Consider the following 21,187-nt stretch of genomic DNA (forward strand, 5'->3'; position numbering starts at 1 on the left):
TCGGTAGCAGGGTGTTCGCTATGGAGGTGGCCCACATGTTCATGCGCATCGACCACATCGGGATCGCGTGCAACGACCTCGAAGAGAAGATCGCGCTCTTCTCTGAACTGTTCGAGCTGGAGGTGGTCGCCCGCGAGGTCAACGAGGAGCAGGGGGTGAAGGAGGCCATGCTGCGCATCGCCGACGCCGACGGCGGCGGCTCCTACATCCAGCTGCTCGAACCGCTCTCGCCCGACTCCCCCGTGGGGAAATTCCTCGCCAAGAGGGGTGAGGGAGTGCACCACGTGGCGTTCGGCGTCCCGGACGTCGCGGAGGCGATGTCCAAGATCGGCGACAAGGGCGTCCGGCTGCTCGACGAGCGCCCCCGTCACGGTTCCATGGACTCCCGGATCGCGTTTCTGCACCCCAAGGACGTGGGAGGAATGCTGACCGAGTTGGTGCAAGCGGCCAAGGGCTAGCAAACGCAAAAATCGTTCATAAGTAACTAGTCACGCAGAAACCCGGACGGGGCTTCGTACTCGGCATCGGCGGAGTACGCTGGCCTTCCACCGGACATGGAGCCTGCCCCGAGGCACGGGCTCCAGGCTCGGATGCCCCGAACCCCCCGTCCGGCCCGTGTAGCCGTCTCGACAACCCAGGATCGAGCCTCCATGCAGTCCGACATCGACGCCCAGCTCAACAACTTCTTCGAGGACGCACCAGCCCGCGAGTTCGACGTGGTGCTCCGAGGTTACGACCGGCATCAGGTCCACGACCACCTGAAGCAGCTCGACGCCGAGTTGCGCCAGGCTCGCGAGCAGACCACGTCCTTGCAGCGCGAGCTCTCCGACTCCCAGCGCCAGCTGCAGGAGCAGGAGCGGCCCACCTACTCCGGTCTCGGCGCCCGTATCGAACAGCTGCTCCGCCTGGCGGAAGAACAGGCCACGGAGCTCGTCCAGGCGGCCAGGTCCGAGGCCAACGAGATCAAGGCCGCGGCCAAGGTCGAGGCGGCCGACCTGCGTGCCGCCGCGGAGGCCGAGGCGGCCGAGAAGCGGGCGCAGGCGACGCGCGAGAGCGAGGAGATGCGCACCAGCGCCGAGCGCGACGCCGAGGAGATCCGCTCGACCGCCCGCCGCGAGTCCGACGAGCTGACGGCGACCACCGAGCGCGAGGTGGCCAAGCTCCGCGCCACCGCCGACCACGAGGTCGCGGAGAAGCGGGCCGACGCCGAGCGCGAGATCGCCAAGCTGCGCACCACCACCGAGCGCGAGGTCGCCCAGCTGCGAGCCTCGACCAAGCGCGAGCGCGACGAGGTCCTGACCACCGCCAAGCGGCAGGCCGACGAGATGCGCGCGCAGGCTCAGCGGGTGCTGGAGGAGTCCGAGGCCAAGCGGGCGCAGGACGAGGCCGAGTTCGAGATCCAGCTCGCCGCCCGGCGCGAGGAGGCGGAGCGCCAGGAGGCCGAGCGCCACGCCGCCACCCAGGCCGCGACGCAGAAGCTGGTGGCCGAGGCGGAGCAGCGCGCCGCCACCGCCGAGTCCCGGGCCACGAAGGCGACCCAGCAGGCCGAGCAGACCCGCCGCGAGGCCGACCTGCACGCCAAGCAGCTGGTCGCCAACGCGCGCAAGAACTCCGAGCAGATCGTCGCCGAGGCCAAGAGCAGCGCCGAGACCATCGTCACCGAGGCGAAGAACGAAGCCGAGCGCACCCGCACCTCGATGCAGCGCCAGGTCGACGAGCTGACCCGCCAGCGCGACAGCATCACCAGCCACCTCGCCCAGCTGCGCCAGCTGCTCGGCGGCGCGGCGCTGCCGGGCCTCGACCCCGACCCCGCCGTCACCGCGGCCCCGCCGAAGCCGGCCATCGCCGCCGCGTCGGTCGACGACCACCCGGCCCCGGTGGCCGCCCCGGCGGCTCCCGCCAAGGCCGCGAGCAAGTCCGACGACGACGCCGAGTGGTGGCAGGAGTAGGCCGGCACGAGGGGCGTCCCGGGCCGGCTGCACGGGGATCGATCGCATAACCGGAGAGAGCCTGGCGACCAAGGTCGCTAGGCTCTCTCTCGTTGTGCGCCCCCCTCGTGCAGGAGACCCCGTGACCGCAGCAGCCGAGCCCGCCGGAGCGGACTCCCTCCCGAGCCCGGAGCCTCCCGCGGACCCGCCCTCCGCCCTCACGGACGGGGCCAGGACGGCCGCGCCGGCCGGGTCCGGAGATCACGCTCAGGCCACCCCGCGTCCCCCGCGCGCGGAGCAGGGCGCGCGCACCGTCATCCCCGGCGACGTCCCCGCGGGGATCTCGCTGGGTTCGTACGGGATGCCGGGGAAGCCGCTGGCCCGGGGCCCATTCCTGTTCGGGCTGACCGGCGGGCTCGGCGTGCTCACCGCCATCGCGATCGCGCAGATGGTCGTCAGCTCGCTGAGCGTGATCATCATGATCGTGGTGGCGATGTTCCTGGCCGTGGGGCTCAACCCGGCGGTTGAGGCGCTGCAGCGGCGCGGCCTGGCCAGGCGGTGGGCGATCACGTCCGTGTTCGCCGCGGTGATCGTGGCGTTCGTGCTGTTCGGCCTGGCCGTGGTGCCGCCGGTCAGCCGGGAGCTCGCCGACTTCGTGGCGGCCGTGCCCGGCTACATCCGCGAGCTGAGCAGCCACCCGACGCTGCGCGAGCTCGACGCCGACTACCAGATCCTGCCGCAGCTGGCCACGTTCGTCACGAGCACGCTCGGACCGTCGCTGGCCACCGGCGTGGTGGGAGCCGGGCTGGTGGTGATCGACGGCCTGTTCACCACGGTGACGCTGCTGGTGCTCATGCTCTACTTCCTCGGCTCGCTGCACACGATCAAGGCCTACCTGCTCAAGCTGGTCCCCGCCTCGCGCCGCGACCGCACCGGGGCGATCGCCGAGGAGATCCTGGGCGGCATCGGCGGCTACGTCGCCGGCAACATCCTCATCTCGCTCATCGCCGGCGTGCTGACGTGGATCTTCCTGTCGATCCTGGGCGTGGAGTACGCGCTCGCGCTCTCCCTCGTGGTGGCCCTGACCGACCTGATCCCGCTGGTGGGCGCCACGATCGGGGCCGTGGTGGTGACCGGTGTCGCGCTGCTCGGCTCGCTCCCCGCCGGCATCGCCTGCGCGATCTTCTTCGTGATCTACCAGCAGATCGAGAACTACGTCATCTACCCGAAGGTGATGAAACGCTCGGTCGACGTGACCCCGGCGGTGACCGTGATCGCCGCCCTGGTGGGCGGCACGCTGCTCGGCATCGTGGGCGCGCTGCTGGCCATCCCGGTGGCCGCCGCGATCGCCCTGATCATTCGTGAGATCGTGATACCCCGGCAAGCTCAGAGCTGAGGAAGCGCTCGACAGCGGCGTTGAACGCCTCGGGCTGCTCGACGGCGATCAGATGACCGGCCTTGGAGATGATCTCCAGCCGGCCGTCCTGCACCGCTCCGGCCATGGCCCGGGCGTCCGCCGGCGGCGCCAGCTCGTCCTCGTCGCCCACCAGCACCAGCGCGGGCACCTTGAGCGCGGCCAGCGTGTCGAGGGAGTCGGGCCGCGCGGCCATCGCGCGCTGCGCCCAGGCCACGGCCTTGGGCGGCGCCGACTGCACCAGCCCCTTGACCCGGCCGAACACCATGGCCCTGCGCTGCTTGGTGGTGGTCCCGATCAGGCCAGGCAGCACCTCCTCGACCAGTACGCCACTGCCGTCGGCGAGCACCGCCTGGGCGATGCGCTCGCGGTTGTCGCGGGCGGGCGCGGCGTCGGGGCTCGCCTTGGTGGCGGCCAGGATGACGCCCAGCACGCGGTCGGGGTGGCGGCGGCAGAACGCCATGGTCACGTAACCGCCCATCGACAACCCTCCGATGACCGCCCGCTCGACGCCTTCCCCGTCGAGCACCCTGGCAACGTCGTCGGCCATGAGGTCGAGTGACGGCTCGTCGTCGCCGAGCCGCGATCCGCCGAAGCCGCGCAGGTCGGGGGTGATCACCCGGCACGCCCTGGCCAGCCCCTCCCGCTGGGCCAGCCACATGGCCGACGAGAGCGGGAACGCGTGGAGCAGTACGACCGGGAGCCCGGTCCCGGCTGTTCTCGTGTAGAGCTGCACGGACCTCACGGTAGCCCGGTTCCCCGCGACAATCACTCCACAGCCGGTGCCGATATGCGGTGAATGGTCCGTCCGGTTCGTCAGGCGGTGGTGAGGCCGCCGTCGACGATCATCATCTGGCCGGTCATGTAGGACGAGGCCTCACTGGCCAGGAACACGGCCGGCTGGGCGATCTCCTCCACCGTGGCCCAGCGGCGCATCGGCACGTTCGCCACCGTCGCCTGTCCGCCGCTCTCGTCGTCCCACAGGTTGCGGTTGAGGTCGGTGGCGGTCCAGCCGGGGCACAGCGCGTTGACCCGTACCCCCGCCGACGCCCATTCCAGGGCCAGCGTCTTGGTCAGGGCCACCAGACCGGCCTTGGCGGCCGCGTACGGGGCCAGGAAGGGCGCGCCGAGCGCGGCCGCGGAGGCGATGTTGATCACGGACCCGCTGCCGCGGCCGAGCAGGTGGGGCGCGGCGGCGTGGCAGACGGCCATGGCGGAGTCGAGGTTGAGCCGCATGATCTTGTCCCAGCCGGCCAGCCGCAGGTCCTTGAACTCGACCAGGAAGTTGGACCCGCCCGCGTTGTTGACCACCACGTCGAGGTGGCCGAGCCCGGCGACGGCCTCGCGCACGACGGCGGCGGCGGTGTCCCTGTCGGTCAGGTCGGCGGGGATGACCACGGCCTCGCGGCCGCGCGCCTGGATCTCCTTGGCCACCTCGGCCAGCGCGTCGGCCGACCGCGCGGTCAGCGCCACGTCGGCGCCCGCCTCGGCGTACGCGAGCGCGATCGCCTTGCCGATGCCCTTGGACGCCCCGGTGACCAGAGCCTTCTTGCCGTCGAGAGCGAACGCGCCCATGTTGCCTCCTCCGTACGGACCGAACGAGATTCTATGGCGGTCACACCTCGGTGGGGAGGGGGTGACGGTCGGGGACGACGCGGCGGACGATCTCGTTCAGCACGACGCGCACGTACGGCTCGCCCACCCACAGGTGCTTGGCGCCCTCGACGCCGACCACCTCGGCCTGCGGCACCCGCGCGAAGCGGCGCCTGGCCTCGTCGGGGCGCAGGTAGTCGTCGAACTCGGGCACCAGCGCGACCAGCGGCCGGCCGAACCGCGCCCAGGCGTCGAGGTCGGTCTCGTTGGCCCTGTGCAGCGGCGGGGACAGCAGGATGGCGCCTTCGACCAGCGGGTCGTGCCCCCACTTGAGCGCCAGCTCGCTGCCGAACGACCAGCCGACCACCCAGACCCGGGGCAGGTCGTGGAACTCGGCGTACTCCAGCGCCGCCGCCACGTCGAACCGCTCGTCCTCGCCGCCGTCGAACGTGCCCTCGGAGGTGCCCCGGTCGGAGGAGGTGCCGCGGGTGTTGAAGCGCAGCACCGCCAGATCGGCCAGCGCGGGCAGGCGGTTGGCGGCCTTCTTGTAGACATGGCTGTCCATGAAGCCGCCGTGGGTCGGCAGCGGGTGCAGCATCACCAGGGTCGCCGCCGGCGGCCGGTCCTCGGGCAGGGCGAGCTCGCCCACCAGGGTCAGGCCGTCGCCGGTGTGCAGCTCGATCGGCTCACGCCGGGCGGGCAGCACGGTCGCCGCGCGAATTTCCACGTCGCTCCTTCGTCCATCGGGGTCGAGTCGGTCAGTAGCGGCTGCGGCCCGGGCCGCGGTCCAGTCTCTTGCGCCAGCACACCGGATGCCAGTGGCGGCGCTCGTCCTCGCCGCCCGGCCAGTCGGGCCAGGTGACCAGGTGCGGCTGGCCGCCCCGGATCTCCTGGTCGCAGCCGGGACAGCGGTAGTCCTTGGTGGAGGTCCCGCCGGTGAGTGAGCGTACTTTCCACTCACCGTCCGGCCACTCCTCCACCCGGTCGGAGCTGCGCGGGAAGACGGGAGGCCGGGCGGGCTCCTTGCGCCGGGCGCGGCGCGGGCTCATGGCCGCGGGAAGGTGCGCACGCCCGCCGTGACGAGCTGGTCGAGCAGCGGCGCGGGGGCGAACGCCGGCTCGCGGTACTCCGCGTACAGCGCCCGCAGCCCGTCGCGCACCACGTCCAGGCCGACGGACTCCAGCGTCTCGAACGGCCCGGCGGGGTAGCCGCAGCCGAGCCGCATGGCCGAGTCGATCTCGTCGATCGAGGCGTAGCCCGACTCGTACATCCGCACGGCGTCGTTGAGATACGGGTAGAGCAGCGCGTCCACCACGAACCCGGCCCGGTCCTTGCAGGCCACCGGGGCCAGCCCGATCACCTTCATCAGGTCGGCGGCCGCGAAGGCCGCCTCCGGGGAGGTGAGGACCGTGGAGACGACCTCGGCCACCCGGCCGCCCACCACGTGGACACCGACCAGCCGCGACGGGTCGGACAGCTGGACGGCGTGCTCGATCACCGGCCGGTCGGCCATCCGGAGCAGCACGTCGGGCTCCGCCGACCGCTTGAACCCGGCGGTGCCCAGCCGCTCGGCCAGCTCGTCGCCGCCCTGCCCGGCGACGTCGAACGTGATCACCGAGGACTTGGCGGGCTCGTGCGGCCGGGGCTCGTCGCCGTAGAAGCCGCGCCCGCTCTTGCGCCCCAGCAGCCGCGCCGAGACCAGCTCGCGCAGCACCGGCGCGGGCGCGTGGCGGCGGTCGCGGGTCTCGTCGAACAGCACGCCCATGATCTCGTAGGCGGTGTCGAGCCCGATCAGGTCGAGCAGTTGGAACGGGCCCATCGGCAGCCCCGCGCCGTCGCGCATCGCCGCGTCGATGTCGTCGCGCCCGGCCACGCCCTGCTCCATCAGCACGGCGGCGTGGTTGAGGTACGGCAGGAGCAGCCGGTTCACCACGAACCCGGCGCGGTCGCCGACGACCACCGCCGTCTTGCCGAGCCGTACGGCCAGCTCGCGCATCGCCGGCACCACGTCGTCGTCGGTCACGACCGTGCGCACCACCTCGGCCAGCCGCATGACCGGCGCCGGGTTGAAGAAGTGGAGGCCCACCACCCGGCCCGGCCGCCCGGTGGCGGCGGCGATCGCGGTGACCGACAGCGAGGAGGTGTTGGTGGCCAGCACCGTCTCCGGCTTGCAGATCCCGTCGAGGTCGTTCATCAGCGCCGTCTTGTAGCCGAGCACCTCGGGGATGGCCTCGACCACCAGGTCCGCCTCGCGCAGGTCCTCGCGGGAGGTGGTGAGCGTGATCCGGCCCAGGACCTCGTCGCGGTCACCGGCCGCCAGCTTGCCCCGGTCGACCGCGCGCTGCGTCGATCTCTCCAGGTGGCCCCGGCCGCGGGCGAGCGCGTCGGCGTCGGCCTCCACCCCGATGACCCGCAGCCCGCCCCGGGCGAACACTTCCGCGATCCCGGCACCCATCGTGCCGAGCCCGACCACTCCCACCATTTCAAACGCCATGCTTGTAGTTTTACAGAGCCGCTAGGGTGGACTCTCATGCGGCTGGTCATCGCGCGATGCAGCGTCGACTACATCGGACGGCTCACGGCACATCTCCCGATGGCGCCGAGGCTCGTGCTCATCAAGGCGGACGGGAGCGTGTCGATCCATGCGGACGACCGCGCCTTCAAGCCGCTCAACTGGATGAACCCGCCGTGCAAGCTCAAGGAGGACGGCGAGACCTGGACCGTCACCCACGGCAAGACCGGCGAGAAGCTGGTCCTGACGATGGCCGAGATCCTCCACGACTCCTCCCACGAGCTGGGCGTCGACCCTGGGCTGATCAAGGACGGCGTCGAGGCCCACCTGCAGGAGCTGCTCGCCGAGCACATCACCACTCTCGGCGAGGGCTACACGCTCATCCGGCGTGAATACATGACGGCGATCGGCCCCGTCGACATCCTGTGCCGCGACGCCAAGAGCGCGACGGTGGCGGTCGAGATCAAGCGCCGTGGCGAGATCGACGGCGTCGAGCAGCTCACCCGCTACCTGGAGCTGCTCAACCGCGACCCGCTGCTGGCCCCGGTGCGCGGGGTGTTCGCCGCCCAGGAGATCAAGCCTCAGGCCAGGGTGCTGGCGGCCGACCGCGGCATCGAGTGCGTCACGCTCGACTACCAGGCGCTGCGCGGCATCGAGCCGGAGAACCCGACGCTCTTCTGAGCCACCGGCCCGCTAGTAAGCGACGGCTTACCGTTCTATGTTGGCGTCATGACGACGCTCACATTCGACTCCCTGAATCCCGCGACCGGAACGGTCGTCGCCAGTCACCCCAAGCACGACGCCGAGGCGGTGCGCGCGGCCGTCGCCCGGGCGCAGGAGGCCGCCGAGTGGTGGGAGGGGCTGGGACACGCGGGCCGCAGGCGCAGACTGCTCGACTACAAGGCGGTCGTCACGCGCGAGCTGCGGCAGCTGGCCGCGCTGGTGCACGAGGAGACGGGCAAGCCGGTCGCGGACGCCACGCTGGAGATCGTGCTGGCGATCACGCACATCGACTGGGCGGCCCGCAACGCGCGGAAGGTGCTGGGGCCGCGCCGGGTCTCCCCCGGGATGGTCGGCGCCAACCTGTCGGCCACGCTGGAGTACCTGCCGCTGGGCGTGGTCGGGGTCATCGGGCCGTGGAACTACCCGGTGTTCACCCCGATGGGGTCGATCGCGTACGCGCTCGCGGCGGGCAACGCGGTGGTGTTCAAGCCGAGCGAGTTCACGCCCGGGGTGGGGGTGCGGCTGGCGGAGCTGTTCGCGGAGGCGGTGCCGGAGCGGCCGGTGTTCCAGACGGTGACGGGGCTGGGCGAGACGGGCGCGGCCCTGGCGCGGGACCCCCGGGTGAAGAAGATCGCCTTCACCGGTTCGACGGCGACGGCCAAGCGGGTCATGGCGGCCTGCGCGGAGAACCTGACGCCGATGGTGGCGGAGTGCGGCGGCAAGGACGCGTTCATCGTCGACGCCGACGCCGACGTCGAGGCGGCGGCGGACGCGTGCCTGTGGGGCGCGCTGTCGAACGCCGGCCAGACGTGCGTGGGCGTGGAGCGGGTGTACGTGGTCGACGCCGTGTACGAGCCGTTCATGCGGGCGCTGTCGGAGCGGGCCGCCACGGTGAAGGCGGGCGAGCACTACGGGCCGATCACCATGCCGGGGCAGCTCGACATCATCAAGCGGCACATCGACGACGCCACCAAGTCCGGCAGGACGGTCGCGGGCGGGCCCGACTCGGTGCGGCCGCCGTACGTGGACCCGGTGATCGTGGAGGACGTGCCCGAGGACTCACCGGCGGTGCGCGAGGAGACGTTCGGGCCGACGATCACGGTGCGCCGCACCAAGGACGCTCAGGAGGCGCTGGAGCTGGCCAACGACACGGCGTACGGGCTGGCCGGCACGGTGTTCTCCGGGAACCGGCGCAGGGCGATGGCGCTGGCGCGCGCGATGCGCACCGGGATGGCGTCCGTCAACTCGGTCATCTCGTTCGCGAGCGTGGCCTCGCTGCCGTTCGGCGGTACGGGCGACTCCGGTTTCGGTCGTATCCACGGCGCCGACGGGCTGCGCGAGTTCGCCCGCGCCAAGGCCATCGCGCGGCAGCGCTTCCCGGTGCCCGGAATGCGGCTGACCTCGTTCTCCCGGCAGCCTGACGAGCTTGAGCGGCTGATCAGACTTGTCACGTTCTTGCACGGACGACGTAAGAGGTAAACTGCCCGCCCTTTCCACAATCCGATCATCCATCCATAATTGTGTGCTCGGGGGCCACGATCATGTTGGACGGGTGGAATGTGAACCGGTCTTACCGGGGGATGTCAGCGGAACAAAGGCTGGCCGACAGACGCGAGCGGCTGATGACAGCCGCCTACACGCTATACGCGAAGCCTGGTTTCGCGGCCACGACGATCGAAAGGCTGTGCTCCGAGGCGCGGATCTCCAACCGCGCCTTCTATGAATGTTTCGGCGGCCGGGAGGAACTCTTACAGGCGTTGCACGAGCGCTGCGTCGAAGAAAGCCTCGCCGTGGTGGCGAAGGCCGTGCAGGACGCGCCCGACACGCTGGACGGCCGGATCAGGGCGGGAATTCGGGCCTATATCGAGTTCACCACCGCCGACTGGCGCAGGGCCCGGATCATGCATGTGGAGGTGCGCAGATCCGGCGATGTGCTGATGATGTCGCGGCAGCGCGCCATCGACTCCTTCGCCGGGCTCGTGGAGGAAGCCTGGGCCGATTTCCCGCAGGCGCCGGGGGTGAATCGGCGGCTGGTGGCGCTGGGGGTAATTGGCGGGCTTCAGGAGCTGCTCATCGAATGGCTGCTGGCCGACCGGCCGCCGGAGCTCGACGAACTCGTGGGCGTGGCCGTGCATCTCTTCCTGCGTGCACTGACGCCGTAACGCCGCAATTTGGCCCGCCGTATTCAACGTTTGAATGCGGCGAAATACGGATTCACGCCACCGCGGCGGTGTGCGCTTCGACGTGGAGGACCCGGTTCAGCCGGGTCACCGCCAGGATCCGCATGATCCGCGGCGGCACCGCGCGCAGCACCACGCGGCGGTCTATGTCGAGCGCGAGCCTGTGCGTGCCCACGAGCACGCCGAGGCCGGTGGCGTCGATCATCTCCAGTTCGGAAAGGTCGAGGATCAGGTCGCCGGCGCCGGACTCGACCGCCTCGTGCAGGCGTTCGCGCACTCCCGCCGACGTGCCCGCGTCGAGCCGGGCGCCGAGCCGCACCACCTGACCCTTGGGATTGCCCCGGACGCGCATGCCACCTCCTCCATGGGGATATATGCCCCCCTACCCACGTACGGGCAAGGACACGACAGCGGTGAGCAGAAACCCCCCGTCGCCGTCGGGCCCGGCGGTGAGCTCGCCGCCCACGGCGGCCACCCGCTCCTCCAGCCCCAGCAGCCCGCTACCGGTCCCCGCACCGTCCAGCGCGCCGGCGCCGTCGTTGTGCACGCGCAGCTCCGCCTCGTCCTCGGTGAACCGCAGGAGGAGGTCGCAGCGGGTGGCGGTGCTGTGCTTGAGCACGTTGGTCACCGCCTCGCGCACCACGTAGGCGAACACCGGCGCCACCTCGCCCGGCAGGTCACGATAGGGCAGCCGGGTGTGGCAGGCGATGCCCGCCGCTTCGAGCACGTCTTTCACGCTATTCAGCTCGGCGGTCAAGTCAAGCTCGCGGTAGCCGCGCACGGCCTGCCGCAGCTCGCGCAGCGCCGTCCTGGTGAGCTCGTTGACCTCGGCCATCTGCGACCTGGCCGCCGCCGGGTCCTGGTCCGAGAGCCGCACCGCGAGCCCCGCCTTGACCGCGATCGCGGACAGCCGGTGCCCCACGAGGTCGTGCAGGTCCCTGGAGAAGCGCAGCCGCTCCTCGGCCAGGGCCAGGCGGGTGTGCGCCTCCCTGCCCTCGTGCGCCTGGATGGTCAGCGTCAGCAACCACATCCACACCCGGTTCGTGGGAGGGAAGGCGGCGCAGAACACCCCGTACATGAGGGCCAGGTACAGCAGGTTCCGGCCCGCGCTCCAGTCGCCGCCCAGCAGATGGCCCGGATCGCTCAGGTAGGTGACGTAGGCCAGTCCCACGCCCGTGACGAACGTGCCCACCGCCATCAGGATGGCCACCCTGGACGGCACCTCCAGCGAGGCCACCGCCAGCCAGGCGATCAGGACGAAGCCGAAGGACATCGGGTCCGCACCGCCGACGGCAGCCGTCACGACGGCCGTCGCCCCGGCCACCGCCACCTCACGGACGGGGTAACGGCGCTCGGTCAGCGCCGCGGAGATACGCAGGTAGACCCAGGTGAAACCAGCAATCAAGATCATCGCGGGCACGGTGCGGGCCCAGGAAAGCGGCTCCCCGTTGAGCGCCGACAAGACCACGCGGGTGCCGGTGAACAGCCACAGGAAGCCCACCAGAGTCGCCAGCATCCACCAGGTCTTGCGTCGCGCCCGGTCGATCTCGTTCATTACTTCGCGCGCAGCACTTCGCCGAGTTTCACCCTGGCCCCGGTACGCAGGACGGCGCGCTCGTACACCTTGGCCCCGAAGGCCAGGATGGCCAGCACCGCCAGCACCATGAGCCCGGCGGACGCGGCGACCTCCCAGAGGGGCACCTCGGTGGCCGCCATCCGCACCGGCATCACCATCGAGGAGAACGGCGGGACGAACGAGACGATCGTGGCGAGGGTGCCGGTGGGGTCGGTGGTCGCGTAGAAGGCCACGAAGTAGGCCGCCATGATGAGCATGGTCATCGGCGACATCACGTTGCCGACCTCCTCCTGGCGCGACACCAGAGAGGCCAGCGCGGCGCCCAGCGTGGCGAAGAACGCGTAGCCGAGCACGAACCAGACGAGGACCCCGGCCACGATGCCCGTCATGCCCGGCGGGAAGTCGGCGGCGAACCCGGAGGCGAACGAGGCGCCGATGCCGGCCACCAGGATCGCGCCGAGGTTGATCAGCCCGAGCACGCCCAGACCGATGACCTTGCCGCCGAGGAGCTGCCACGGGCGCACCGAGCTGAGCAGGATCTCCACGATCCGGCTGCCCTTCTCCTCCACCACGCCCATGGCGACCATCATGACCTGTCCGAGGATGAGCATGAACAGCACCAGCACCAGCACCACGGCGATGCCGGTCCTGGCCGCCTGGTAGCGGGTGTCCGCGCCGACGGACTCCATCTGCAGGGGCGCGATCTGCACCCCGGCCGCGCCCAGCTTCGCCTCGCGGTGCGTGCTCTGCAGGAGGACGCCCAGCTCGGTCTCGATCTGCCCGTCGGTGAACACCTTGGCCCCGTCGACCAGCACCGCGTCCACGTCCCCGTCGAGCACGGCCCGCGTGGCCGCGGCCTCGTCGGGGAAGCTGCGCCACTCGAACTCGATGTCCGGCGCCGCCGCTTCCAGCGGCAGCTGCTGCGAGTTCACGGTGCCGATCGTGTACGAGTCAGGACCGTCGAACAGCTTGGGCGCGAACGCCAGCGCTCCCACCACCACGACGGTGACCAGCAGGCTGATGACGAACGACCGGGTCCGTATCTGCGTCGTGATCTCCCGCCGCGCGACCAGCATCATCCCGTTCACGCCACGGCCTCCTTGAAGATCTCGGTGAGGGTCGGCTGCTCGACCCCGAAGTGCTCGACGTGTCCCGCCTTGATGGCCCGGCGCAGGATGTCCTGGTCGTCGCCGTCCTCGGTGACCAGCACGTGCCGGTTGCCCTGCACGTTGACCTGACCCGGCAGGCCGTCCGCCCACCCGGGAGCCGGGTCGCGGACCACGACCCGCAGCATGCCGCCCTCGGCGGCGCGCAGCTCGTCGACCGTGCCGCTGGCCACCATCCGGCCCGCGGAGACGATGCCCACGGAGTCGCACAGCCGCTCCACCAGTTCGAGCTGGTGGCTGGAGAAGATCACCGGCACCCCGCCGCGGCACCGCTCCTGCAGCACCGTGGCCAGCGCGTCGACCGCGATCGGGTCGAGACCGGAGAACGGCTCGTCCAGGATCAGCAGCTCGGGGTCGTGCACGAGCGCCACCGCGAGCTGGACGCGCTGCTGGTTGCCCAGCGACAACGACTCCACGCTGGAGTTCCTGCGGTCCGTCAGGCTGAGCCGCTCCAGCAGGTCCTCGGTGGCCTTCTTCGCCTCGGCCTGGCTCATCCCGTGCAGCCGGCCGAAGTACTCGATCTGCTCGCCCGCGCGCATCTTCTGGTAGAGGCCGCGCTCCTCCGGCATATAGCCGAAGCGCTGGCGGTCGGCGTGCGTCATGGGCTCGCCGCGCCAGCTCACGGTGCCGGCGTCGGCCTTGAGCACGCCCATGACGATCCGCATGGTCGTCGACTTGCCCGCGCCGTTCGCGCCCACGAACCCGAACATCTCACCCGGCCGGACGGTGAAGCCGATCCCGTCCAGGGCCTGCTTTCCCTCGGGCGCCCCGGGGCCTCCGGCGAAGCGCTTGCGCAGCCCGCTTATCTCGAGCATCAGGTCCTCTCCTTCGTCATGGATAGATCGTGGCGCGTGCGGCATTCGCCTGGTAGTCGTGGAAATCAGCGGCCTGGGGTGTGATCCGCGTCCGTTCCGGATGACATTTGTCATTACGCTGAGCACATGACGCGCGCAGACAAGGACAAACCGGTCGTCCTCTCCCGTATCTACACCCGCACGGGGGACGACGGCACCACCACGCTCGGCGACATGAGCCGGACTTCGAAGACCGATCCGCGGCTGGCCGCCTACGCGGACGTGGAGGAGGCCAACGCCCATCTCGGGCTGGCCCTGGCGCACGACACCCTGCCCGGCGACCTCGTACCGGTGCTGCGGCGCGTCCAGAACGAGCTGTTCGACCTCGGGGCCGACCTGTCCAGCCCGATCACCGAGAATCCCGAGTTCCCGCCGCTACGGGTCGAGCAGTCGTACATCGACTGGCTGGAGGAGCAGTGTGACCTCTTCAACGAGCGGCTCAAGCCGCTGCGCAGCTTCATCCTGCCGGGCGGCGACCCCGCCACCGCCGCGCTCCACCTGGCGCGCGTGACCGTCCGCCGCGCCGAGCGCACCACGTGGGCGGCGCTGCACGAGCACGAGGACATGAACCCGCTGACCGCCACCTACCTCAACCGGCTGTCGGACCTGCTCTTCATCCTGTGCAGGATCGCCCACGACGGCGACGAGATCCTCTGGAAGCCCGGCGGCACCCGCTAGCCGGTCAGGCGACGTCCAGATAGGCGCTCGGCGGCGCCGACTCCAGCCAGGCCAGGAAACCGGTCAGGGCGTCGGCGCTCATCGCCAGCGAGACGTCACGGGTAGAGCCGGAGCAGTCGACGGCGTACAGCCCGTTGTCGAGCTCTCTGCGCCCGGAAACGACGAGGCCGCGCCTCGCGATCGCGTGGCGCGGCCTCAGTCGCACACCCAGGAGCGGGATCCAGTGGAGTTCTCCGTCGGCATAGCGTGCCACTCCGGCACGCCACCCCCCGTCGCCCGCCTTCAGGCGGCACGGTACGTTGCCGCGGCGGGCCACCATGAACACCCGCGCGCCCACCAGGGCGGCGGCCAGCAGCGCGCAGATCACCAACGTTGCCACCATGCCGCCCCCCAAAGGCTCGTGTAAGTCAGACCTCTTCGCCCGCCGCGCGCAGCCGTGCCCGAGCCCGCTTGGCCTCGAGCGCCGCGTCGGCGTCTTCCTGGTTGGCCTCGACAGAGGCCTGCGCGCGGTCGAGAGCGTCACGGGCCGCGGCGACGTCGACCTCGGAACCGAGCTCGGCCGCCTCCGCGAGCACCGAGACCTCGTCGTCGGCCACGGAGATGAAGCCCCCGTGAACCGCGGCGACCAGGTCGGACTCACCCTCCCGCTTCACGCGCAGCACGCCGCCCTCGACGAGGACGCCGAGCACGGGTGCGTGTTGCGGCATGATACCGATCTCGCCGTCCACGGTCTTGGCAATCACCATGTCGGCCTCGCCCGACCAGATCTCACGCTCGGGTGAGACAACCCCTACGCGTAGCTTAGCCACTGGTGTAGGTTCCTTTCCGATCAGGTGGTGGCACGGCCGGCCGCCGCGCCACCACCATAAGAGGGCGGTTTAGCGGCTCTCGAGTTCCTTGGCCTTGGCCACGGCCTGGTCGATGCCACCGACCATGAAGAACGCCTGCTCGGGCAGGTGGTCGTACTCGCCCGCGCACAGCCCCTTGAACGAGGCGATGGTCTCGTCCAGCGGCACGGTCTCGCCCGGCTGGCCGGTGAAGGCCTCGGCCGCGTACATCGGGTGCGACAGGAAGCGCTCGATGCGGCGGGCCCGCTGGACGGTGACCTTGTCCTCCTCGGAGAGCTCGTCGATGCCGAGGATGGCGATGATGTCCTGGAGCTCGCGGTACTTCTGCAGGATCCGCTTGGTCTCCTGGGCCACCCGGTAGTGCTCCTCGCCCACGATCTGCGGGTCGAGGATCCGGGAGGAGGAGTCGAGCGGGTCCACCGCCGGGTAGATGCCCTTCTCCGAGATCGGCCGCGAGAGCACGGTCTGCGCGTCGAGGTGCGCGAACGCGTTGTGCGGAGCCGGGTCGGTGATGTCGTCCGCGGGCACGTAGATCGCCTGCATGGAGGTGATCGAGTGACCACGCGTCGAGGTGATGCGCTCCTGGAGCACACCCATCTCGTCGGCCAGCGTCGGCTGGTAACCCACCGCGGACGGCATGCGGCCGAGCAGCGTGGAGACCTCGGAACCGGCCTGCGTGAAGCGGAAGATGTTGTCGATGAACAGCAGCACGTCCTGCTTCTGCACATCGCGGAAGTACTCCGCCATGGTCAGCGCGGACAGCGCCACCCGCAGCCGGGTGCCCGGCGGCTCGTCCATCTGGCCGAAGACGAGCGCGGTGTCCTTGAGGACGTCCGCCTCCTCCATCTCCAGCCAGAGGTCGTTGCCCTCACGGGTGCGCTCGCCGACCCCGGCGAAGCACGAGGTGCCGCCGAAGTTACGGGCGACGCGGCGGATCATCTCCTGGATCAGAACGGTCTTGCCGACGCCCGCGCCGCCGAACAGACCGATCTTCCCACCCTGCACGTACGGGGTGAGCAGGTCGATGACCTTGATGCCGGTGACCAGCAGCTCGGTGCGGGACTCGAGCTGGTCGAAGGGCGGCGACGGCCGGTGGATGCCCCACCGCTCCTCGATCTTGAGCGACGAGGTCGGCACGTCGAGCGTCTCGCCCAGCGCGTTCCACACGTGGCCCTTGACGACGTCGCCGACGGGCACCGAGATCGGGCCGCCGGTGTCGGTCACCGCCTGGCCACGGACCAGGCCGTCGGTCGGCTGCATGGAGATGGCCCGGACGAGGTTGTCGCCCAGGTGCTGGGCCACCTCGAGGGTCAGGGTCCTGGTCTCGCCGCCGAGGGTCACGTCGACCTTGAGCGCGTTATAGATCTCCGGCATCGTCTCGACGGAGAACTCCACGTCGACGACGGCGCCGGTGACACGTGCCACGCGGCCAGTGCCGGCCGCGGGGGTTTCTACAGTTTCAACAGCCTCTGCAGTCATTTCACTCTTTCCCCGCTGCGGCGTCAGCGAGCGCGTTGGCGCCACCGACGATCTCGCTGATTTCCTGGGTGATCTCGGCCTGGCGAGCCTGGTTCATCTGCTGGGTGAGAATCCGCATCAGCTCGTTGGCGTTGTCGGTCGCGGACTTCATCGCGCGCCGCCTCGCGGCCTCCTCGGAGGCCGCCGACTGCAGCAGCGCGGTGAAGATGCGGGACTCCACGTAGCGCGGCAGCAGCGACTCCAGCACGTCGCCGGCGGTCGGCTCGAACTCGAAGTACGGCGGGATCACGGTGGCTTCCGTCGCCTCGGTCACCTCGACCTCGAGCGGCAGGATCCGCCGGACCACGACGTTCTGCGTGAGCATCGAGACGAACTGCGTCGAGACGATGTGGATCTCGTCGATCCCGTTGTCGTCCTTGAACGAGTCGATCAGCGTGGTCGCGATCTCCTTGGCGTCGGCGTACGACGGGTTCCTGGAGAAACCGGTCCACTGACCGCCCATCTCGCGCTGGCGGAAGGTGTGCCAGGTGACTCCCTTGGTCCCGCTGACGAACGGGATGTACTGCATCCCGCGGCCCTCGATGAGCCCGCGCAGCGCTTCGGCCTCACGCAGCACGTTGGCGTTGAAGCCGCCGCAGAAGCCGCTGTCGCTGGTGACGATGAGGACGCCCGCCTTGGCGGGGTTCTCCTTCGCCACGGTCAGCGGATGGTCGACGCTGGCCGCGTTGCTGACGACGCCGGTGACGGCGCGAGTGATCTCGCGCTCGTACGGCAGCGCCGCCTGCATCCGTTGCTGCGCCCGCACGATCCGTGAGGAGGCGATGAGCTCCTGGGCGCGCGTGATCTTCGCGGTCGACTTGACCGAGTTGATCCGCCGCCGCAGCAGCCTTAGCTGGGCACCCATGTGCTACTTCCCCGTCGCCGGACGGACGACCTTCTTGATCTTCTCCTGGCCGACCTCGTCCGCCTCGAGCGGCGCCACCGGCTCGTCCTTCACCAGCAGCTCGCCCGAAGAGGTGGTGAAGCCCTTCTTGAACTCCGAGATGGCGTCCTTGAGAGCGGTCGCCGCGTCGTCCGGCAGCTCCTTGGTCTCACGGATGCCGTCGAAGATGCCCTTGTGCGAGGAGGCCAGGTAGTCGAGGAACTCCGACTCGAAGCGGCGGACGTCCTCGACCGGCACCTCGTCGAGCTCACCGGTCGTGCCGGCCCACACCGACACCACCTGACGCTCGACCGGGAACGGTGAGTACTGCGGCTGCTTGAGCAGCTCGACCAGACGCTGACCGCGGTCGAGCTGGGCCCGAGAGGCGGCGTCGAGGTCGGAGGCGAAGGCCGCGAAGGCCTCCAGGTCGCGGTACTGCGACAGGGAGAGCTTGAGCGTGCCGGCCACCTTGCGCATGGCCTTGACCTGGGCCGAACCGCCGACTCGGGAGACGGAGATACCGACGTTGATCGCGGGACGGACGCCCGCGTTGAACAGGTCGGTCTCCAGGAAGCACTGGCCGTCGGTGATGGAGATGACGTTGGTCGGGATGAACGCCGACACGTCGTTGCCCTTGGTCTCGATGATCGGCAGACCGGTCATCGAGCCCGCGCCCATGTCGTTGGAGAGCTTCGCGCAGCGCTCCAGCAGGCGGGAGTGGAGGTAGAAGACGTCACCGGGGAACGCCTCGCGGCCCGGCGGGCGGCGCAGCAGCAGCGAGACCGCGCGGTAGGCGTCGGCCTGCTTGGTGAGGTCGTCGAAGATGATGAGGACGTGCTTGCCCTGGTACATCCAGTGCTGGCCGATGGCCGAACCGGCGTAGGGGGCGATGTACTTGTAACCCGCGGGGTCGGAGGCCGGGGCGGCGACGATGGTCGTGTAGTCCATCGCGCCCGCCTCCTCAAGGCGGGAACGCACCTGCGCGATCGTCGAGCCCTTCTGACCGACGGCGACGTAGACGCAGCGCACCTGGCGCTCCGGGTCGCCCGACAGCCAGCCCTCGCGCTGGTTGAGGATCGTGTCGACGGCGATCGCGGTCTTGCCGGTGCCGCGGTCGCCGATGATCAGCTGACGCTGGCCGCGGCCGATCGGGGTCATCGCGTCGATCGCCTTGATGCCGGTCTGCAGCGGCTCCTTCACGGGCTGCCGCTGGACGACCGACGGGGCCTGCAGCTCCAGGGCGCGCAGCTCCTCGTGCTCGATCGCGCCCTTGCCGTCGAGCGGCTTGCCCAGGGGGTCGACGACGCGGCCGAGGAAGTTGTCGCCGACGGGCACGGACAGGACCTCGCCCGTCCTGCGGACCGTCTGGCCCTCCTCGATGCCGGCGAACTCGCCGAGGATAACGACACCGATCTCGCGCGGGTCGAGGTTAAGTGCCAGGCCGCGCGTACCGTTCTCGAACTCGAGCAGCTCGTTCGCCATCGCCGAGGGAAGGCCGGAGACATGGGCGATACCGTCGCCGGCGTCGACGACGGTCCCGATCTCCTCGCGCGCGGCGCCTTCCGGTTCGTACGCCTGGACGAAGCGCTCAAGCGCGTCCCGGATCTCGTCCGGCCGGATCGTAAGCTCCGCCATCTCTACTCTGTCTCCCTATTCGCCTAGCCGGCCAACCGGCGGCGGACTTCTTCGATTCGTCCCACAATGGTGGTGTCGATGATCTCGTCGCCGATGCGGACCGAGAACCCACCGAGCACTCGCTTGTCCACCTCGACGTTCAGGTGCACGTCACGGCCGTAGGAGGAGCGCAGCCACGTGATGAGACGCTGCCTCTGCTCCTCGGTCAGCTCGACCGCGCTGCGGACCACGGCGACCAGGCGCCGGCTCTGCTGAGCCACCAGCCGGCCGAACTCCTCCAGCCCTGTCTCCAGGCTACGTCCTCGTGGATGTACCACAACCTGCGTGATGAGCCGCATCGTGCTGGGCGCGACCTTGCCTTCGAGCAAGGACCGCAGCAGCTCGCGCTTGCCCTCCGCCGGGGCGCCGGCGTCGCTGAGCGCGCGGCGCAGCGACGGGTTGGCGGCGACGATGCGGCCGAAGCGGAAGAGCTCGTCCTCCACGTCGTCGAGCCGCCGCTGGCTCTCCGCCTCGGCGGCGGCCGCGACCACGCCGAGCCGCTCGATCACGTCGGCCAGGTCGCCGACGCGCGACCACCGGGCCGAGACCGCGGCCTCGGTGGTGGCGACCGCCGACTCGCTGACCTTGCCCTCCAGCAGCACGCGCACGCTCTGCGCCTTCTGCTCGGCGGGCCTCGCCGGGTCGGACAGCGCCCGGCGCAGGCCGTGCTCGCGGTCGAGCAGATCCGCGACCGCGAACAGCTCGTCGGAGAGCGTGCCGAGGTCAGCGCTGCCCGCGACCGCGTTGAAGCGCTCCTCGACCTCTGCCAGCGAGGTTCTGCTCATGCCGCGCATTAGCGCACCGCCTGCGCGTTGGAGCTCTCCAGCTCGTCGAGGAACCGGTCGACGATGCGGCTCTGCCGGGCCTCGTCCGTCAGCGACTCGCCGACGATGCGGCCGGCCAGGTCGGTCGACAGACGGCCGATCTCGGTGCGGAGCTGGGCGAACGCCGCCTGGCGGTCGGCCTCGATCTGGGCGTGTGCGGCCTCGACGAGGCGACGGGCCTCGGCCTGCGCCTCCTCGCGGAGCTCCGCCTTGATCAGCGCGGCCTGCTCGCGAGCTTCCTCGCGGAGCCTGGCCGCCTCGCGCCGCGCCTCTTCGAGCCGCTCGGCGTACTGCTGCTGCAGGGCCTGGGCCTGAGCCTGGGCCTCCTCCGCCCTCTTGATGCCGCCCTCGATGGCGTCGGTGCGCTCGGCCAGCGTCTTCTGGATGCGCGGGACGAGCATCTTGCCGACGACGAGAACGACGACGAAGAACGAGAAGATGCCGACGACGAGCTCGTAAGTGTGCGGCATGAGGGGGTTGGCACCCTCCTCCGCCGCCACTGTGAGGAGCGTAGCTGCCATGTTCATGGGTGCAGCCTTTCGTCAGGGGATGCTTCTGGCCGTCAGAGAGCCTGGAAGATGAACGGCGCGACCAGACCGATCAGGGCGAGGGCCTCGGTGAGGACGAAGCCGAGGAGCATGTTCTGGCGGATCAGGCCGTAGGCCTCGGGCTGGCGGGCGATGGCCTGCACGCCCTGACCGAAGATGATGCCGACGCCGATGCCGGGGCCGATGGCGGCGAGACCGTAACCGATGGCGGTGACGTTGCCGGAGACCTCAGCGAGAAGACCCATTGCTCTTATTCCTTTACTGGACG

The 21,187-nt window shown here is 70.2% G+C and carries 24 protein-coding genes; 7 read left to right on the top strand and 17 right to left on the bottom strand.

Annotation, left to right across the window (positions count from 1 at the left end; genetic code table 11):
- The first annotated feature begins 35 nt into the window (after nucleotides 1-35).
- The 3 genes from mce to ACIBF7_RS25835 all read left to right on the top strand — a co-directional run bounded on the left by mce (nucleotide 36) and on the right by ACIBF7_RS25835 (nucleotide 3,324).
- Entirely contained in the window at nucleotides 36-458 is a 423-nt protein-coding gene (mce, locus tag ACIBF7_RS25825) for a methylmalonyl-CoA epimerase (RefSeq protein WP_148034891.1), read from the top strand.
- Between the two features lie 192 nt (nucleotides 459-650).
- Nucleotides 651-1,949: a DivIVA domain-containing protein gene (locus ACIBF7_RS25830; RefSeq protein ID WP_364226373.1), complete on the top strand. Its 1,299-nt coding sequence runs from the start codon at nucleotides 651-653 to the stop codon at nucleotides 1,947-1,949.
- A 121-nt stretch (nucleotides 1,950-2,070) separates the two neighbouring features.
- Nucleotides 2,071-3,324 carry an AI-2E family transporter gene (locus tag ACIBF7_RS25835; protein ID WP_148033894.1) on the top strand — a complete coding sequence of 418 codons (1,254 nt, stop codon included), beginning with the start codon at nucleotides 2,071-2,073 and terminating at the stop codon, nucleotides 3,322-3,324.
- On the opposite strand, the gene ACIBF7_RS25840 is transcribed toward ACIBF7_RS25835, so the two are convergent.
- The 5 genes from ACIBF7_RS25840 to ACIBF7_RS25860 form a co-directional block, all read right to left on the bottom strand.
- On the bottom strand, nucleotides 3,284-4,078 hold the full coding sequence (locus ACIBF7_RS25840) for an alpha/beta fold hydrolase (protein ID WP_364226370.1): 795 nt from the start codon (nucleotides 4,076-4,078) through the stop codon (nucleotides 3,284-3,286). The genes ACIBF7_RS25835 and ACIBF7_RS25840 overlap by 41 nt on opposite strands.
- An 80-nt stretch (nucleotides 4,079-4,158) precedes the next feature.
- The gene (locus ACIBF7_RS25845; protein ID WP_219551072.1) at nucleotides 4,159-4,917 is read right to left on the bottom strand and encodes an SDR family NAD(P)-dependent oxidoreductase; all 759 of its coding nucleotides are present in this window, start codon (nucleotides 4,915-4,917) and stop codon (nucleotides 4,159-4,161) included.
- 40 nt (nucleotides 4,918-4,957) lie between these two features.
- Nucleotides 4,958-5,662 (bottom strand): alpha/beta hydrolase, encoded by a 705-nt coding sequence (locus ACIBF7_RS25850; RefSeq protein ID WP_148033897.1) that lies wholly within the window; start codon nucleotides 5,660-5,662, stop codon nucleotides 4,958-4,960.
- A 31-nt stretch (nucleotides 5,663-5,693) separates the two neighbouring features.
- Nucleotides 5,694-5,984, bottom strand: a complete 291-nt coding sequence (locus ACIBF7_RS25855; RefSeq protein ID WP_148033898.1) for an ATP/GTP-binding protein — start codon at nucleotides 5,982-5,984, stop codon at nucleotides 5,694-5,696.
- Nucleotides 5,981-7,429, bottom strand: a complete 1,449-nt coding sequence (locus ACIBF7_RS25860; protein ID WP_364226365.1) for a 3-hydroxyacyl-CoA dehydrogenase NAD-binding domain-containing protein — start codon at nucleotides 7,427-7,429, stop codon at nucleotides 5,981-5,983. The genes ACIBF7_RS25855 and ACIBF7_RS25860 overlap by 4 nt, the downstream gene beginning before the upstream one ends.
- A gap of 36 nt (nucleotides 7,430-7,465) precedes the next feature.
- On the opposite strand from ACIBF7_RS25860, the gene nucS reads away from it, so the two are divergent.
- The 3 genes from nucS (at nucleotide 7,466) to ACIBF7_RS25875 (ending at nucleotide 10,332) form a co-directional block, all read left to right on the top strand.
- Nucleotides 7,466-8,128 (top strand): endonuclease NucS, encoded by a 663-nt coding sequence (gene nucS, locus ACIBF7_RS25865; protein WP_148033900.1) that lies wholly within the window; start codon nucleotides 7,466-7,468, stop codon nucleotides 8,126-8,128.
- Nucleotides 8,129-8,176: 48 nt separating this feature from the next.
- Nucleotides 8,177-9,649 (top strand): aldehyde dehydrogenase family protein, encoded by a 1,473-nt coding sequence (locus tag ACIBF7_RS25870; protein ID WP_364226361.1) that lies wholly within the window; start codon nucleotides 8,177-8,179, stop codon nucleotides 9,647-9,649.
- Between the two features lie 143 nt (nucleotides 9,650-9,792).
- Nucleotides 9,793-10,332 carry a TetR/AcrR family transcriptional regulator gene (locus tag ACIBF7_RS25875; protein WP_364226358.1) on the top strand — a complete coding sequence of 180 codons (540 nt, stop codon included), beginning with the start codon at nucleotides 9,793-9,795 and terminating at the stop codon, nucleotides 10,330-10,332.
- A gap of 52 nt (nucleotides 10,333-10,384) precedes the next feature.
- Here ACIBF7_RS25875 and ACIBF7_RS25880 read toward each other — a convergent pair whose 3' ends face one another.
- From ACIBF7_RS25880 to ACIBF7_RS25895, 4 genes are read right to left on the bottom strand one after another with little or no spacing between them, the layout of a single operon-like run.
- The gene (locus ACIBF7_RS25880) at nucleotides 10,385-10,702 is read right to left on the bottom strand and encodes an STAS domain-containing protein (protein ID WP_148033903.1); all 318 of its coding nucleotides are present in this window, start codon (nucleotides 10,700-10,702) and stop codon (nucleotides 10,385-10,387) included.
- 30 nt (nucleotides 10,703-10,732) lie between these two features.
- Entirely contained in the window at nucleotides 10,733-11,905 is a 1,173-nt protein-coding gene (locus tag ACIBF7_RS25885) for a sensor histidine kinase (RefSeq protein WP_364226354.1), read from the bottom strand.
- On the bottom strand, nucleotides 11,905-13,005 hold the full coding sequence (locus tag ACIBF7_RS25890; RefSeq protein WP_397198584.1) for an ABC transporter permease: 1,101 nt from the start codon (nucleotides 13,003-13,005) through the stop codon (nucleotides 11,905-11,907). Before ACIBF7_RS25890 ends, ACIBF7_RS25885 begins: the two co-directional genes overlap by 1 nt.
- Nucleotides 13,006-13,010: 5 nt before the next feature.
- The gene (locus tag ACIBF7_RS25895) at nucleotides 13,011-13,907 is read right to left on the bottom strand and encodes an ABC transporter ATP-binding protein (protein WP_397198355.1); all 897 of its coding nucleotides are present in this window, start codon (nucleotides 13,905-13,907) and stop codon (nucleotides 13,011-13,013) included.
- A gap of 126 nt (nucleotides 13,908-14,033) precedes the next feature.
- Here ACIBF7_RS25895 and ACIBF7_RS25900 point away from each other — a divergent pair, with 126 nt between their 5' ends.
- Nucleotides 14,034-14,624 carry a cob(I)yrinic acid a,c-diamide adenosyltransferase gene (locus ACIBF7_RS25900; protein ID WP_271279426.1) on the top strand — a complete coding sequence of 197 codons (591 nt, stop codon included), beginning with the start codon at nucleotides 14,034-14,036 and terminating at the stop codon, nucleotides 14,622-14,624.
- Nucleotides 14,625-14,628: 4 nt separating this feature from the next.
- Here the strand turns inward: ACIBF7_RS25900 and ACIBF7_RS25905 are convergent, their stop codons facing one another.
- The 8 genes from ACIBF7_RS25905 to atpE all read right to left on the bottom strand — a co-directional run bounded on the left by ACIBF7_RS25905 (nucleotide 14,629) and on the right by atpE (nucleotide 21,164).
- Nucleotides 14,629-15,006 (bottom strand): DUF2550 domain-containing protein, encoded by a 378-nt coding sequence (locus ACIBF7_RS25905; RefSeq protein WP_148033908.1) that lies wholly within the window; start codon nucleotides 15,004-15,006, stop codon nucleotides 14,629-14,631.
- Nucleotides 15,007-15,031: 25 nt separating this feature from the next.
- Entirely contained in the window at nucleotides 15,032-15,433 is a 402-nt protein-coding gene (locus tag ACIBF7_RS25910) for a F0F1 ATP synthase subunit epsilon (RefSeq protein WP_148033909.1), read from the bottom strand.
- 69 nt (nucleotides 15,434-15,502) lie between these two features.
- On the bottom strand, nucleotides 15,503-16,951 hold the full coding sequence (gene atpD, locus ACIBF7_RS25915; protein WP_271279427.1) for a F0F1 ATP synthase subunit beta: 1,449 nt from the start codon (nucleotides 16,949-16,951) through the stop codon (nucleotides 15,503-15,505).
- 1 nt (nucleotide 16,952) lies between these two features.
- A complete protein-coding gene (locus tag ACIBF7_RS25920) occupies nucleotides 16,953-17,855 on the bottom strand; it encodes a F0F1 ATP synthase subunit gamma (protein ID WP_148033911.1) in 903 nt (300 codons plus the stop codon).
- Nucleotides 17,856-17,858: 3 nt separating this feature from the next.
- Entirely contained in the window at nucleotides 17,859-19,508 is a 1,650-nt protein-coding gene (gene atpA / locus ACIBF7_RS25925; protein WP_271280214.1) for a F0F1 ATP synthase subunit alpha, read from the bottom strand.
- A gap of 23 nt (nucleotides 19,509-19,531) precedes the next feature.
- Nucleotides 19,532-20,341, bottom strand: a complete 810-nt coding sequence (locus ACIBF7_RS25930; RefSeq protein WP_271280215.1) for a F0F1 ATP synthase subunit delta — start codon at nucleotides 20,339-20,341, stop codon at nucleotides 19,532-19,534.
- Entirely contained in the window at nucleotides 20,341-20,898 is a 558-nt protein-coding gene (locus ACIBF7_RS25935; RefSeq protein ID WP_148033914.1) for a F0F1 ATP synthase subunit B, read from the bottom strand. The genes ACIBF7_RS25930 and ACIBF7_RS25935 overlap by 1 nt, the downstream gene beginning before the upstream one ends.
- A 35-nt stretch (nucleotides 20,899-20,933) precedes the next feature.
- Complete coding sequence (gene atpE, locus ACIBF7_RS25940) at nucleotides 20,934-21,164, bottom strand: ATP synthase F0 subunit C (RefSeq protein ID WP_148033915.1); 231 nt, start codon at nucleotides 21,162-21,164, stop codon at nucleotides 20,934-20,936.
- Nucleotides 21,165-21,187: the final 23 nt, after the last annotated feature.

It is taken from the genome of Nonomuraea sp. NPDC050478 (genome assembly GCF_044458265.1).
Taxonomy (GTDB): domain Bacteria; phylum Actinomycetota; class Actinomycetes; order Streptosporangiales; family Streptosporangiaceae; genus Nonomuraea; species Nonomuraea ferruginea.